The sequence below is a fragment of the Aminobacter sp. GW821-FHT11F06 genome (assembly GCF_058808215.1).
In genome coordinates this window covers 49,872-63,568 of sequence record NZ_JBXARL010000002.1, presented here as the reverse complement: position 1 = coordinate 63,568, position 13,697 = coordinate 49,872, and the positions used below count along the sequence as shown (strand labels likewise).

Below are 13,697 nucleotides of genomic sequence, written 5' to 3'. Positions count from 1 at the left end.
TTTCAGCGGTTTCTTTATTCCGTCACGCAGCTAGCTTAGGGTTGCGGATTCAAAGGCATGATTCATCCGCTTTGCAGGAAGGCCCGAGCAGAAATGCAGTCCGTTCATATCGTCAGCGCCTATGACGAAGAGTTGAAATATCTCGCCCGCAAGATCGCGGCCATGGGCGGCCAGGCCGAGCGCATGGTCGACCAGGCGATCGCCGCACTCGTCAATGCCGACCCGGCGCTTGGCCAACGCGTGATCCAGGACGACGTTCTGCTCGACGAGGCCCAGCGCGAGATCGACGACAAGGCGATCCTGATCATCGCCAGGCGCCAGCCGATGGCGACCGACCTGCGCGAAATCATCGGTGCGATCCGCATTTCGGCCGACCTCGAGCGGGTCGGCGACCTCGGCAAGAACATCGCCAAGCGCGTGTCGGCGGTGGCCGAGGGGCGCCAGCCCAACAGCCTGTTCCGCGGCCTGGAGGCGCTGGCCGAACTGGCGCTGACCCAGCTCAAGGAAGTGCTCGACGTCTATGCCTCGCGTTCGGTCGAGCGCATCGGCTTCGTGCGCGACCGCGACGAACAGATCGACGCCATGTACACCTCGCTGTTCCGCGAGCTTCTGACCTACATGATGGAAGATCCGCGCAACATCACGCCCTGCACGCATCTGCTGTTTGTGGCCAAGAACATCGAGCGTATCGGCGACCACGCCACCAACATTGCCGAGACGATCTACTACATCGTCACCGGCGAGCAGATGCCGCCCGAACGCCCCAAGGAAGACAAGAGCCATCGCGTGACCCTGTCTGGCGAAGGCAAGCCGGGCTGAGCCCGGAGCAAACAGGCTCTTCTGTGCGGGGTAGCAAAGGTTTAGACTGATGCTCGATCGGCGGGGCTCATGCTCCGCAGGGGTGCAGCATGACCGAACTTGCCAGGAAGTTCGACAAGGACCCCAAACTGGAAAGCGGCGTCGTCGCTTCCAGCGTCTATCTTGGCGGGCGTCGCATCGCCGATATCGCCATCGAAGAGGCCGGCGATTGGGCGGCCAGGGACGGCCACGTCGTCTGGATCGGCCTGCTTGAACCCAGCCGCGAACTGCTCTTGCGGGTCCAGCAGCAGTTCCACCTCCACGACCTCGCCATCGAGGATGCCGAGCATCCCCACCAGCGGCCGAAGATCGAGCAATATGGCGACGCGCTGTTCATCGTCGCGCGCACGGCCCAGCTCGTGCAGGGCAGGGTGGATTTCGGCGAAACCCATATCTTCGTCGGCAAGGGCTACATCGTCAGCGTTCGTCACGGCGTTTCGACGTCCTATGCCGCCGTGCGCCAGCACTGGGAATCCTGTCCCGCCGCGCTCGCCAAGGGCGAGGACTTCATCCTCTATGCCATCCTCGACTTCATCGTCGACAACTACATGCCGGTGCTCGAGCAGATTGAAGACGAGGTCGACGTCATCGAAGATGGCGTTCTGGCGCGACCGATGACCTCAAGAGACATCGAGAGGCTTTACATGCTGCGCCGCGATCTGTTGCGGCTGCGCAATGCCGCTGGCCCACTGGTCGAGGTCTGTCGGCGCCTGACGAGTGCCGACCTGCCGCAGTTGCGCCCGGCCATGCACCCGCTGTTTCGCGACGTCACCGACCACATCCGCACCGTGCTGGAAAAGGTCGACAATCTGCGCGAGGTGCTGGCCTTCGCCTTTGAGGCGAGCCTGCTGGTCGGCCAGAGCCAGGAGACCGCTATCGCCAAGAAGCTCGCCTCGTGGGCCGCGATACTGGCGGTGCCGACGGCACTTGCCGGCATCTACGGCATGAACTTCGCCGACATGCCGGAGCTGCATTTCGCCTACGGCTACCCGACCGTGCTTTTGGCCATCGTGACCATCTGCTCGGTGCTCTACTGGCGCTTCAAGAAGAACGGCTGGCTGTGAAGGGAAGCGAGTAGGGAGTAGCGAATAGAAAAAAGGCTTCGGATCGCCTTGACGATCCGAAACCCTAAAAATCTCCGCTATTCGCTATTCGCTATTCGCTCAGCGCGACCGGCGACGCTCGGAGGCCGGCTGGAAAGCCAGTTTCGAATGATAGCCGCAATAAGGCCCGCTCTCGGCGGCGTCGTTGCCGCAGAAGTTGAAGTCTTCGCTCAGCGGATCGCCGTTCGGCCACTTGCAGGTGCGCTCGCTGAGCTGGACCAGCTGCAGGCGGCGCGAGATCGGCACGACGACATTCTCGACCGGGCGGATGTAGTGGCGGGCAACCGGCTCGACGTCGAACTGCGCCTGCAATGCCGTGGCGCCGATGCTTGCGGTCACAGTGCGCGTCGTCGCCATCGTGCGCTGCACCGACTTGGTTACGGTGGTAGCTTGCGTCGTCTTTTTCTGGCGTGCCGGTGCCGCCGTGGCGCGCCCGCGGCTCGACAGCTTCAGGCGGTGAACCTTGCCAATGACGGCATTGCGGCTCACGCCACCCAGTTGGGCTGCGATCTGGCTCGCGCTCAGACCCTCCGACCATAGTTTCTTGAGAAGTTCGACCCGCTCGTCAGTCCAGTTCATGAGACCGTGCTCCTGATTTAACGTGCGGAAAGCGGAATCCATTTCCGGCCCGGCAAGCCGGGTGGACACCACATCTATTAGGTGAATATGTCCGCCGCACGAAATCTAGTTATTTCTCAATTACAATTATCGATGCGCGGAGTCCGTGACAAGAGTCGCGGGGGTCTTTGCGATTCGGTTTTTACGGTTTTCCCCAACTTGCCGATGTAGCGTGGCCACATGGCAACGGGTGGGGTGGATCACGTCAGCCTATGTGACGTTTTCGTTGACTTCATGGCAGAAAAACCTGATATAGCCGCAGGCCGCCGCTTTGAGGCGGCTTTTTGATTTTCCGGGTTCGGAGCGACATATAATGAGCGGATCGGCGCTTTACGAGACCTTTGCTCGTGCACCCCTGGCTTTCGAGCGAGGTGAGGGCTCTTGGCTGATCACCGAGAACGGCGAGCGATATCTCGATTTTGCTGGTGGCATCGCCGTCAATTCGTTGGGCCACAGCCATCCGCATCTCGTCGAAGCGCTGACCGAGCAGGCCGCCAAGCTCTGGCACGTCTCCAACCTCTATCAGATCCCCGGCCAGAGCCGGCTGGGCGAACGCCTGGCGGAAAACTCCTTCGCCGACCGCGTCTTCTTCACCAATTCGGGCGCGGAAGCGATCGAGTGCGCGATCAAGACCGCGCGCCGCTACCAGTATGTCAACGGCCATCCCGAGCGCTACCGCGTCATCACCTTTGAAGGCGCCTTCCACGGCCGCACGCTGGCGACCATCGCCGCCGGCGGCCAGGCGAAATATCTCGAAGGTTTTGGCCCCAAGGTCGATGGTTTCGACCAGGTTGCCTTCGACGACATCGATGCTGCCGAAAAGCTTATCGGCCCCGAGACGGCGGCGATCATGCTCGAACCCGTGCAGGGCGAGGGCGGCATCCGCCCGTTCCCGACGCAGTCGCTGAAGCGCCTGCGCCAGCTATGCGACAAGCACGGCCTGCTGCTCATTTTCGACGAAGTCCAGTGCGGCATCGGCCGGACCGGCAGGCTGTATGCTTATGAATGGGCGGGCGTTGCGCCCGACCTGATGGCAATCGCCAAGGGCATCGGCGGCGGCTTCCCGGTCGGTGCCTGCCTCGCCACCGAAGAGGCAGCGAAGGCGATGACGGCGGGCGTCCACGGCACCACCTTTGGCGGCAATCCGCTTGCCATGGCCGTCGGCAATGCAGTTCTCGACGTCGTGCTCGAAGACGGCTTCCTCGAAGAGGTCAGCCGCAAGGCGCTGCTGATGAAGCAGGGCCTGGCCGCCATCGCCGACGAGTTCCCCGATGTCATCGAGGAGATCCGCGGCACCGGCCTGCTGCTCGGCATCAAATGCGCCATGCCCAACACCAAGGTGAACATGGCGCTGCGCGACCAGAAGCTGCTTGCTGTGCCTGCGGGCGAAAATGTGCTGCGCCTGTTGCCGCCGCTGACGACGACCGACGCCGACATCCAAGAGGCGCTGGCGCGCATTCGCGCCGGAGCTGCCAGCCTCTCCAAGGCCGCCGCCAACGGCGGCTGAACCCAAGGAAGTTACATGACCAGCGGGATTCGCCATTTCACCGACCTCTCGGCACTTTCCGGGAGCGACCTTCGCGGGATTCTGGACGATGCGGCGGTGCGCAAGGCGCGCCTGAAAGCCGGCGAACGATCCAAGCCGCTCGAAGGCAAGGTGCTGGCGATGATCTTCGACAAGCCGTCGACCCGCACGCGCATCTCGTTTGACGTTGGCATGCGCCAGCTCGGCGGCGAGACCATCATGCTGACCGGCACCGAGATGCAGCTCGGCCGCTCGGAGTCGATCGCCGACACCGCCAAGGTGCTGTCGCGTTATGTCGACGCGATCATGATCCGCACCACGGCCCATGACCGGTTGATCGAGCTGACCGAAAGCGCCACCATTCCTGTCATCAACGGCCTGACCGACGACACCCATCCGTGCCAGCTGATGGCCGATATCCTGACCTTCGAGGAACATCGCGGACCGGTGCGCGGCAAGACCATTGCCTGGACCGGCGACGGCAACAACGTGTTGCATTCGCTGCTCGAGGCTTCCGCCCGGTTCAGCTTCAACGTCAACATCGCAGTGCCCGAAGGCAGCGAGCCGGAGCAGAAATACATCGACTGGGCCCGCGCCAATGGCGGCAAGGTGATGATGACCCGTTCGGCCGAGGATGCGGTGCGCGGCGTCGATGCCATCGTCACCGATTGCTGGGTGTCGATGGGGCAGGAGCACCGTGCTCGTGGCCACAACGTCTTTTTGCCCTACCAGGTCAATGCCGATCTGATGAAGCTCGCCAAGCCCGACGCCTTGTTCATGCACTGCCTGCCGGCCCATCGCGGCGAGGAAGTCACCGACGAGGTCATCGACGGTCCGAATTCGGTGGTCTTCGACGAGGCGGAAAACCGGCTCCACGCCCAAAAGGCCGTGCTTGCCTGGTGCCTGGGCGCTTGAATGCTTGATGCGCCGCCCCTATCTGGTGCGGGATCAAATCAACCTATTGGCGTTAACGCCTTGTTCTGCGACCATCGGCTGGCCCGAGGGTCGCAGAGCCAATCATACGGGATAAGTTCCAGTGGCTGAGACCGAACGCAAGCTCGGCGAATTTGGGTTCGCCGGCGACGACCATGTTGTTCCATTCGCGGTGGAGCCGCTCGACGTGCGCGGCCGCACAGTCCAGCTCGGCCCGCTGCTCGACCAGATTCTTGAACGGCACGATTATCCGGAACCTGTGGCCAGGCTTTTGGCCGAGGCCTGTGTGGTCACCGTCCTGCTCGGCACCTCGCTGAAGTTCGACGGCAAGTTCATCCTGCAGACCCGCACCGACGGTCCGGTGGACATGCTGGTCGCCGACTTCACCACGCCGCATTCGCTGCGCGCTTATGCACGTTTCGACGCCGACCGCGTCGAGGCAGCGATCGGTGCCGGCATGACCGCGCCCGAGGACCTGCTTGGCACCGGCGTTTTGGCGCTGACCGTCGACCAGGGCGAGCACACAACGCGCTATCAGGGCATTGTCGAACTGGATGGCATCACGCTCGAAGAGGCGGCGCGCGCCTATTTCCGTCAGTCGGAGCAGATCCCGACCGATGTGCGCCTGTCTGTGGCAAAGCTCGTCCTGCCGGCCGAAGGCGGCCCGCGCGAGCATTGGCGCGCCGGTGGCCTTCTGGCGCAGTTCCTGCCGGACTCACCCGAGCGCCGGCGCGTGCCCGACATTCATGGCGGCGATGGCGACGAACGCGATGTCACTGGGCATCCCGATGACAATTCGTGGCAGGAACTCCTGGCGCTGGTCGCGACCATCGAGCCGACCGAATTGATCGACCCGACCGTTGGCGCCGAAAAGTTGCTCTACCGGCTGTTCCACGAACATGGGGTGCGCGTCTACGAAGGCGTGCGCGTCGCCGACGAATGCTCCTGCTCAGGCGAGAGGATCAAGGGCATCCTGCAGGGCTTCACGGCCGAGGAGATCATCGAGAGCGTCGAAGACGGCGTCATTCGGGTCGCTTGCGAGTTCTGTTCGAAGTCCTACGAATTCGACCCGGCCGAGTTCGCGCCGGTCCAGTAATCCGGTCTAATTCAGCCTGTGGCGCGCGTTGGGCAGGTCGAGCGAGAAGGCGGGAATGGCGATGTCGAACATCTCGCCCGCCTCGTTGCGCATGGTGTAGCGCCCGACCATGATGCCTGACGGTGTCGAAAGCGGGCAGCCCGACGCATATTGGTAGCTGTCGCCGGGATTGAGCTCGGGCTGGTCGCCGACCACGCCCGGGCCACGAATCTCCTCGACCCGGCCTGCGGCATCGGTGATGTGCCAGTAGCGCCACAAGAGCTGAACGAACTCATCCGAGTTGTTCGCGATCGTCACGCGATAGCCCCAGACGTAGCGGTTTTCCGAAGGCTCGGACCGATCCTCCAGGTAGAAGGGCTCGACCTCGACCGCGATGTTGCGGGTGACGGCGCGATACATATGCTGCGCTCCTTGGCCTGCACGATGACAGAGTCCGCCGCGCGAGGCGGCGGGTCAACTGTCGTTTGGCGAATTCACGCCGATTGTGATGAATGTGCAGTGTATTTCACTGCACCGACGCATTGCTACGCCGCAGCTCTTGACCAGGTCATTGCCATGATCTGGTGGTATGCGTCTAGGCCGCCTTCAAGAGCTTACTGACCATGTCGCGCACCAACTGCCTGCATTGTTCGGCGGACAGATCGGGGTCGGCGAGCCGCATGAGTGCGATCCCGTCCACCGCTACAAGCAAATGCTGCGCGGTTGCGGGGATATCTATGTTGACATCGACTGCTCCGGAGTCGCGGGCGCCCGCCAACACTTCGCACAAAGCTTGCACCAATCGCTTGGCCCGGGCTGTCAGGATTGCCTGAAGGCGCCGGTTGCGGCTGGCGCTGCTGACGACCTCGAGCCAGGCCGCATCGCGGCCCGGTGATCGCACTTCGATCCCGGCGATGAAGTCCGCAATGAGGGCCTCCTGAAAATCGCCATCGGGCTTGGTCGCCGAGCGAGAGAACCAGTCGTTGGGCAGCAGCGTTTCGACCATGCCCTCGACAATCGCCTCCTTGCTTTCGAAGTGGCGATAAACGCCTCCCATGCTGAGGCCGGCTTCCGCGCAGATGTCCTTCATCGCCGTTTGGGAAAAACCCAGCCGGACGAAGCATCGCTCCGCCGCTTCCAGAATCTGGCGTCGCCGTTCGGCGACTTTTTCCTTCGATATGCGCGGCACGAATTTCCCTCGATTACGCGAGCAATCGCTCTCTTATCTTGACGTCGGGGTCAAGGAAAACTAAAGCGAGCGATCACTCGCTTTGGAGAGCTTAATCTGTGACCGCACTTGCCATCCATTCCCGATCCGTGCCGCCCGCGGGCATCGCCACGTCCTCGCTTGTATTTGCCGCGACATCAATCATGTCGGGTGCCGCCGTCTATTTAGGCATGCCGTTGCTGATTGCCTGGGGTTGGGAGGCGCCATATGCCGCCCTGTTTTGCCTGGGCGGCTCGTTTCTTGTCATGCTGATGCTTTGCTTCGGGATGCTGGCGCGCGAGGGAGGGAACGTGCCGTTGAAAGATCGGCTCAGGCTGACCTGCCCGAGCTGGCAGGATTGCGCATTGGGCACGGGCCTTGGGGTGTTCATGCTTTCGCTGGTTCTGGCGACGGAACCGCTGCAAGCCATGATCGCATCGAGCGTACCATTCAGGATGCCGCAATGGTTCGTCGACGCGCTGACTGTCTCTGGATCGGTGTTCGGCGAGCCAGCAGCAGGAAGGTGGGATTTCCTGCTTGTCCATATCGCAATCTTCGTCCTGAATATTTCAGGAGAAGAACTGCTTTTCCGTGGCTATCTGCTGCCGCGCCAGGAAGTGTCGCTCGGTCGCAAGGCATGGCTGGTGCACGGACTTCAGTGGGGCGCGTTTCACTGGTTCTGGTTCACCTTGCTGCCCATGGTGACCATTTGTGCGCTCGCCTTGTCCTGGCTTGTCAGCAGGCGGCGGAACACCTGGTGCGGCATCATCGGCCACGGAATACTGAACAGTATGGCGCTTGTGATGACCGCGATCGCGGTTCTGGGGATGTGAAACACGGCATGGGCGGTTGATACCGCCCATGCCGGTCCAGACTGGAATGGCGCTCCGGCTGGCCGGAGCGCCATTCTTTCAGCGAGTTGCCTTCAGCGCATCTTCGATGTCGTTGAGCAGGTCGTCGGCATCCTCGAGACCGACCGACAGGCGCAACGTACCGTCGTCGATGCCGAGTTCGGCGCGGGCCTCGTCGGTAAGGCTCTTGTGCGTCGTCGTTGCCGGATGGGTGATCAGGCTCTTGGAGTCGCCGAGATTGTTCGAGATCAGGATGACGTCGAGCGCGTTTTCGAAGGCGAAGGCCGATTTCTTGCCGCCCTTGAGGTCGAAGCAGATCAGCGTCGAGCCACCAGACATCTGCTTCTTGACAATGTCGGCCTGCGGATGGTCTGCCCGGCCCGGATAGATCAGCCGCGACACTTCCGGACGGCTTGCCAGGAAGTCGGCGATCTTGCCGGCGGTCTCTGTCTGCTGGCGCACGCGCACCGGCAACGTCTCCAGGCCCTTGAGCAGCGTCCAGGCGTTGAACGGCGACAGGCTTGGGCCGGTGTGGCGGAAGTAGTCGTGCAGGTTCTCGTCGATCCACTTCTTGTCGGACAAGATCACGCCGCCGAGGCAGCGGCCCTGGCCGTCAATGTGCTTGGTGGCCGAATAGACGACGATGTGGGCGCCGAGTTCGAGCGGCTTCTGCTGCATCGGCGTGGCAAATACGTTGTCGACGACCAGGCGCGCGCCGATCGAATTGGCAAGGGCGGCGACAGCGGCGATGTCGACCACTTCGAGCGTCGGGTTGGTCGGGCTTTCCAGGAAAAACAGCTTGGTGTTGGGCTGGACCGCCTTTTCCCAATTCTCGATCGATGTGCCGTCGACCAGCGTTGCCTCGATGCCGTATTTCGGCGCCAGCGTCTCGACAACCCAGCGGCACGACCCGAACAGCGCGCGCGCGGCAACGATATGGTCGCCGGCCTTGAGGCTGCACAGGATCGCGGCCGTGACCGCCGCCATGCCTGAGGCGGTGGCACGGGCGTCTTCAGCCCCTTCGAGCGCGCACATGCGCTTTTCGAACATGTCGACGGTGGGATTGGCATAGCGCGAATAGATGAAACCGGGGCTTTCGCCCTTGAAGCGGGCTTCCGCGCTTTCGGCGCTGTCATAGACATAGCCCTGGGTCAGGAAGATCGATTCCGAGGTTTCGCCGAAGCCGGACCTGAGGGTTCCGCCATGGACGAGTGTGGTCTGGGGTTTCCAGTTGCGCTGCTTTTCGGAGGTCATAGCCAAATCCAAATACAAAAAAACCGGTCGCGAAAGTCGCAACCGGTCCATCGACGGCCCTTTTAGCGACTTGTTTAACGTGGCTGCAAGCCGACCGGCCAAATCACCACGGGATAAAAGTCCTTTAGACCCGTAGCCTGCTTGCGTCAATTGTGGGGTCGACTAAACCATTCATACCAAAGGAGCGAGCAATTGCGGCAATCGGGCATTCTTCCGGATCAGGATATCGCGGCATTGTTCGCCTCGGGCGCGCTTCTGGCGCCGCCGCTCGATGCCGACCAGATCCAGCCGGCGAGCCTCGATCTCAGGCTGGGCGCAACCGCGTTCCGCACCCGCGCCAGCTTCCTGCCGGGCCCCAATTCTTTGGTGTCGGAAAAGCTCGACCGGCTCAAGCTGCACGAGATCGACCTGACCAATGGCGCGGTGCTGGAGACAGGCTGCGTCTACATCGTGCCGCTGCTCGAAAGCCTCGCTCTGCCGGCCGACATTTCGGCCTCCGCCAATCCCAAGAGCTCGACCGGCCGCCTCGACATCTTCACCCGCGTGATGACCGACCGCGGCCAGGAGTTCGACAAGATCCCCGCCGGCTATACCGGGCCGCTCTATCTCGAAGTCAGTCCGCGCACCTTCCCGATCGTCGCGCGCAAGGGCTCGCGCTTGTCGCAGATCCGCTTTCGCAAGGGCAATGCGCTGCTGTCGGAGGCCGAACTTCACGCACTGCATTTGTCCGACCGGCTGGTCGCGATGGATCCGCCCAACATTTCGGGCGGTGGCATTGCGCTGTCCATCGATCTGGCCGGCACGGTGGGCAGCATCGTCGGCTATCGCGGCAAGCATCACACCGGGCTTGTCGACGTCGACAAGCGCGCCGCCCAGGACGTCGTCGATTTCTGGGAGCCGATCTACAATCACGGCGCCGAGGAACTGGTGCTCGACCCCGACGAATTCTACATTCTCGTCTCGCGCGAGGCGGTGCATGTGCCCCCGCTCTACGCCGCCGAGATGACGCCGTTCGACCCGCTCGTCGGCGAATTCCGCGTCCATTATGCCGGTTTCTTCGATCCCGGCTTTGGCCATTCCAGTGCTGGTGGCACCGGCAGCCGGGCGGTACTCGAAGTGCGCAGCCACGAAGTGCCGTTCATCCTGGAGCACGGCCAGGTGGTTGGCCGCCTGGTCTATGAGCACATGCTGGCGCGCCCGCGCGCGCTCTATGGCACCGATCTCGGCTCCAATTATCAGGCCCAGGGCCTGAAGCTCTCCAAGCATTTCCGTATGACCTAAGGTCAGCTGGGCCTATCCCTTAGTCTGCTTGTCCATTGCTGGCCGCTGTGATTGGCTGGAGGCAGGGACGCTCGGAAAGAGTGCCCGGTTAATGGAGAGGATCATGCAGATTTCACGGAAGTTCGCTTGCGCAGCTTCGCTCGCAGCGCTCTTGTTGACCCTTGGCGCCGCATCGGCCCAGGAGAAGCTCAAGATCGGTACCGAAGGCGCTTATCCGCCCTTCAACAGCCTGACAGCGGACGGCAAGCTGGTCGGCTTCGACGTCGATATCGCCACTGCGCTTTGCGCACAGATGAAGGTCGAATGCGAGTTCGTCACGCAGGATTGGGACGGCATCATTCCAGCACTTAAGGGCGGCAAGTTCGACGCCATCGTTGCTTCGATGACCATCACCGACGAGCGCAAGAAGCAGGTCGATTTCACCAACAGATACTACACCACGCCGCTGGCGCTGGTGGCGCTGAAGGATTCCACGCTGACCTCGCCTGAGCCCGACGCGCTCAAGGGCAAGGCAGTCGGCGCACAGGCGTCGACCACCCAGAGCATCTATGCCGAGGACCATTACGCCAAGGCCGGCGCCGACGTGAAGCTCTACCCGACCCAGGATGAGGCTATGTCCGACCTGACCAATGGCCGCCTCGACGCGGTGGTGTCGGACAAGTTTGTGCTTGTCGACTGGATGAAGACCACCGGACAGGATTGCTGCAAGCTGATCGGCGACCTCAAGGGCACCGAGTCACTGACCGGCATCGCCGTGCGCCAGGGTGATCCGCTGCGCGAGAAGCTGAACGCTGCGATCGACGCCATCGTCAAGGACGGTACCTACGCCAAGATCAACGCGAAGTACTTCGACTTCGACATCTATGGCGCCAAGGACTGATTGGTTGAATGCGACAGGCCGGGCGTCGATGATGTCCGGCCTGCGGGCTTGAAATCCTGATGCGCTTGGGGCCGGCAAGGGATCGGCTGGCATCAGATACTTGTTTGGCCGGCCAATACTGAAAATGTTACTGGAACCCGCTGGCTGACTGGACCGATCGGGTGCATCATTTGCCTGATCGGAGGTAACGGCCATGCGTTATGTTTTCATCCCGCTGGCGATCGGCCTGATGATGCCTTTGTCCGGCTGCATGTCGGACAACTACGACTACGTCAGCGCCTTTCAGCCCAATTACTACAATGACACGGGCGGCCTGAGGTTCGGCTACACCACCGGGCAGAGGCACCTTCGCGATTTCAGCGGTCCCCACAATCGGGAACTGCGGAGGTAGCAGGCGCGCAAGGCTGGAGCGGGTGGTGAGCGATCCCGCAGCCGACTCGGCAGCAACCGCTCCAACTGCGGAAACCCCGCATAGCTGTCGCAGGTCGATGTGAGCCTGTTCCATTCCGATTGAACCGGAATGGCGCTCCATCTTCTTGATGGAGCATGATCTTTTCGGAAAAGCGGTTCCCACTTTTCGCTACGCGGACCTTCGGTTCTGCATCAAGCCCTAGAGAATACTGGACGCCAGCATCCGTATCGGCGCGCAAAACGCAAAGAGGCCCGCAGTCTGGCGACTGCGGGCCTCTTCATCCAACCGAGATTTGGTTAGAACGAAGCGTCGAGACGGAGGAAGCCGCTGACTACGCCGTCGCCGTTGTTGAAGTTCTTGAAGGTGTCGCCGTCGTTGTAGTTGAGGGCGAGCTTGGCATCGAGATTCTCGACGATGCTGTAGTCGACAACCGCGCCGATGGCCCAGTCGTTGGCACCGCCGACCGAGAGCCTGCTGAGGTTGTTGTCGTGCGCATCACCGAAGTACTGACCGCCGAAGCCGACTGCCAGCTTCTGGTTGACCTGGTACTTCAGGTAGCCAGCGACCGACCATGCATAGCCGTTGTAGACGCCGTTGATACCTTCGATCGCATCGCCCGGATTGATGCTGAAGTAGGTCGGGCCCGACTCGTAAGCTGCGAGCAGCTGCAGGGTGAGGGCGTCGGTTGCCTTGATGTTGGCGACCGCCTTGAGAGCGAACTCTTCGTAGGCGTTGTCATAACCGGCGAACAGGTCGAGCGAACCCCAGCCCTGCGTGATGGCAACCTTGCCGACGACCAGCGGGACGTAGTCGAAGTTGTCCGACTCTTCTTCCAGGCCGAGCGACACTGCGATGCCGTTGCCGGCGTCGAAGGTGTAGCGGATCTGGTTGATGCGCTCACCGCCGCCCGAATCGAACTCGCCGTCGAGTTCGCCGTCGAACAGGGTATCGGTGTGACCGACGAGCAGGCCGCCGAGCTCGAAGTAGGCGTGACGAAGAGCCGTGCCGCCCTCGCTGTTGAGGCCGTTCCACTTGTCACCGCTGGCAGTCTCGGACCAGCCGCCATCATTGCGGATGCTTGCCTCGAACTCGATGTAACGGCGGAACGTGCCGTATTCGGTTTCCGAACGCGCGTCGAACTTCAGGCGTGCCTTGGCATTCTTGCGGAAGCCGTCGTCAAGATCGGTGAAGTTCATCTGGTAACGAACGAGGCCGCCGATCTTGAGGCAGGTCTCGGTGCCGGGGATGTAATAGAAGCCCGCGCCGTAAACGTCGCAGATGCGGACGTATTCCATGGGTTCCGGCTCAGCAACGACGACAGCGTCGGCCGCACGAGCGCTGGAGACTGCGAGCAGAGCCGCAGCGGAGCCGAGAAGTAGGCTCTTAATGTTCATTTTCAATTCCTCATTTGATGCGCAGTCATTGGAAACTGTGCAGATTTTCACCACCAGAAATCTGATGTCAGAAAAAAATACATCTAGATGAATCTCTTTCTGCGTCGTCTTTGGCGTATGGCAGGCAGGCGATCAACCGCCAATGGCATATGGAATGGGCGCAGGGCACCTGTTGTCCGAGCTGCGTGGTATAAATGTCACAAATTGGCAGTTCGCCCGGCCTGATTAAGCGGAAGCTAAAAAAATGCGCGCTAAACGGCTGTTTACGAATAACTTTTTTGTGAGAAGACACGGCGAGCCAAAGAT

At 61.7% G+C, this 13,697-nt stretch carries 14 protein-coding genes and 1 riboswitch; of the genes, 9 read left to right on the top strand and 5 right to left on the bottom strand.

Features of this window, described 5'->3' with window-relative positions:
* Positions 1–93: 93 nt before the first annotated feature.
* Both phoU and AC1RTB_RS04730 read left to right on the top strand, forming a co-directional pair.
* Positions 94–819, top strand: a complete 726-nt coding sequence (gene phoU, locus AC1RTB_RS04735; RefSeq protein WP_476783001.1) for a phosphate signaling complex protein PhoU — start codon at positions 94–96, stop codon at positions 817–819.
* Between the two features lie 89 nt (positions 820–908).
* Complete coding sequence (locus tag AC1RTB_RS04730) at positions 909–1,922, top strand: magnesium and cobalt transport protein CorA (RefSeq protein ID WP_492875207.1); 1,014 nt, start codon at positions 909–911, stop codon at positions 1,920–1,922.
* A gap of 99 nt (positions 1,923–2,021) precedes the next feature.
* On the opposite strand, the gene AC1RTB_RS04725 is transcribed toward AC1RTB_RS04730, so the two are convergent.
* Positions 2,022–2,540, bottom strand: coding sequence for a GcrA family cell cycle regulator (locus tag AC1RTB_RS04725; protein WP_492875205.1), 519 nt, complete (start codon positions 2,538–2,540; stop codon positions 2,022–2,024).
* Between the two features lie 352 nt (positions 2,541–2,892).
* Here AC1RTB_RS04725 and AC1RTB_RS04720 point away from each other — a divergent pair, with 352 nt between their 5' ends.
* The 3 genes from AC1RTB_RS04720 (at position 2,893) to AC1RTB_RS04710 (ending at position 6,133) form a co-directional block, all read left to right on the top strand.
* Positions 2,893–4,086, top strand: a complete 1,194-nt coding sequence (locus AC1RTB_RS04720; RefSeq protein ID WP_492875203.1) for an aspartate aminotransferase family protein — start codon at positions 2,893–2,895, stop codon at positions 4,084–4,086.
* Positions 4,087–4,101: 15 nt separating this feature from the next.
* The gene (gene argF / locus AC1RTB_RS04715; RefSeq protein ID WP_492875201.1) at positions 4,102–5,019 is read left to right on the top strand and encodes an ornithine carbamoyltransferase; all 918 of its coding nucleotides are present in this window, start codon (positions 4,102–4,104) and stop codon (positions 5,017–5,019) included.
* Positions 5,020–5,140: 121 nt separating this feature from the next.
* Positions 5,141–6,133 carry an Hsp33 family molecular chaperone gene (locus tag AC1RTB_RS04710; protein WP_492875199.1) on the top strand — a complete coding sequence of 331 codons (993 nt, stop codon included), beginning with the start codon at positions 5,141–5,143 and terminating at the stop codon, positions 6,131–6,133.
* Positions 6,134–6,139: 6 nt separating this feature from the next.
* Here AC1RTB_RS04710 and apaG read toward each other — a convergent pair whose 3' ends face one another.
* Positions 6,140–6,532, bottom strand: a complete 393-nt coding sequence (gene apaG / locus AC1RTB_RS04705) for a Co2+/Mg2+ efflux protein ApaG (RefSeq protein ID WP_492875197.1) — start codon at positions 6,530–6,532, stop codon at positions 6,140–6,142.
* A gap of 175 nt (positions 6,533–6,707) precedes the next feature.
* Entirely contained in the window at positions 6,708–7,301 is a 594-nt protein-coding gene (locus AC1RTB_RS04700; RefSeq protein WP_492875195.1) for a TetR/AcrR family transcriptional regulator, read from the bottom strand.
* Positions 7,302–7,399: 98 nt separating this feature from the next.
* Between AC1RTB_RS04700 and AC1RTB_RS04695 the strand changes: the two genes are divergently transcribed.
* On the top strand, positions 7,400–8,152 hold the full coding sequence (locus AC1RTB_RS04695; protein WP_492875193.1) for a CPBP family intramembrane glutamic endopeptidase: 753 nt from the start codon (positions 7,400–7,402) through the stop codon (positions 8,150–8,152).
* A gap of 78 nt (positions 8,153–8,230) precedes the next feature.
* Here AC1RTB_RS04695 and AC1RTB_RS04690 read toward each other — a convergent pair whose 3' ends face one another.
* Complete coding sequence (locus tag AC1RTB_RS04690) at positions 8,231–9,424, bottom strand: O-succinylhomoserine sulfhydrylase (RefSeq protein WP_492875191.1); 1,194 nt, start codon at positions 9,422–9,424, stop codon at positions 8,231–8,233.
* A gap of 41 nt (positions 9,425–9,465) precedes the next feature.
* A riboswitch (SAM riboswitch) is annotated at positions 9,466–9,544 on the bottom strand.
* A gap of 72 nt (positions 9,545–9,616) precedes the next feature.
* Between AC1RTB_RS04690 and AC1RTB_RS04685 the strand changes: the two genes are divergently transcribed.
* From AC1RTB_RS04685 to AC1RTB_RS04675, 3 genes are all read left to right on the top strand, one after another.
* Complete coding sequence (locus AC1RTB_RS04685) at positions 9,617–10,705, top strand: 2'-deoxycytidine 5'-triphosphate deaminase (RefSeq protein ID WP_492875189.1); 1,089 nt, start codon at positions 9,617–9,619, stop codon at positions 10,703–10,705.
* 103 nt (positions 10,706–10,808) lie between these two features.
* Positions 10,809–11,585 (top strand): ABC transporter substrate-binding protein, encoded by a 777-nt coding sequence (locus AC1RTB_RS04680; protein ID WP_492875187.1) that lies wholly within the window; start codon positions 10,809–10,811, stop codon positions 11,583–11,585.
* A 193-nt stretch (positions 11,586–11,778) separates the two neighbouring features.
* Positions 11,779–11,976, top strand: coding sequence for a hypothetical protein (locus tag AC1RTB_RS04675; protein ID WP_492875185.1), 198 nt, complete (start codon positions 11,779–11,781; stop codon positions 11,974–11,976).
* Between the two features lie 317 nt (positions 11,977–12,293).
* Here the strand turns inward: AC1RTB_RS04675 and AC1RTB_RS04670 are convergent, their stop codons facing one another.
* Complete coding sequence (locus AC1RTB_RS04670; protein WP_492875183.1) at positions 12,294–13,391, bottom strand: porin; 1,098 nt, start codon at positions 13,389–13,391, stop codon at positions 12,294–12,296.
* Positions 13,392–13,697 lie beyond the last annotated feature (306 nt).

Coding starts and splice junctions, on each gene's coding strand:
- AC1RTB_RS04675 (WP_492875185.1), top strand. CDS start 11,779: ATGCGTTATGTTTTCATCCCGCTGGCGATCGGCCTGATGATGCCTTTG.
- AC1RTB_RS04690 (WP_492875191.1), bottom strand. CDS start 9,424: ATGACCTCCGAAAAGCAGCGCAACTGGAAACCCCAGACCACACTCGTC.
- AC1RTB_RS04720 (WP_492875203.1), top strand. CDS start 2,893: ATGAGCGGATCGGCGCTTTACGAGACCTTTGCTCGTGCACCCCTGGCT.
- argF (WP_492875201.1), top strand. CDS start 4,102: ATGACCAGCGGGATTCGCCATTTCACCGACCTCTCGGCACTTTCCGGG.
- phoU (WP_476783001.1), top strand. CDS start 94: ATGCAGTCCGTTCATATCGTCAGCGCCTATGACGAAGAGTTGAAATAT.
- AC1RTB_RS04670 (WP_492875183.1), bottom strand. CDS start 13,391: ATGAACATTAAGAGCCTACTTCTCGGCTCCGCTGCGGCTCTGCTCGCA.
- AC1RTB_RS04730 (WP_492875207.1), top strand. CDS start 909: ATGACCGAACTTGCCAGGAAGTTCGACAAGGACCCCAAACTGGAAAGC.
- AC1RTB_RS04725 (WP_492875205.1), bottom strand. CDS start 2,540: ATGAACTGGACTGACGAGCGGGTCGAACTTCTCAAGAAACTATGGTCG.
- AC1RTB_RS04680 (WP_492875187.1), top strand. CDS start 10,809: ATGCAGATTTCACGGAAGTTCGCTTGCGCAGCTTCGCTCGCAGCGCTC.
- apaG (WP_492875197.1), bottom strand. CDS start 6,532: ATGTATCGCGCCGTCACCCGCAACATCGCGGTCGAGGTCGAGCCCTTC.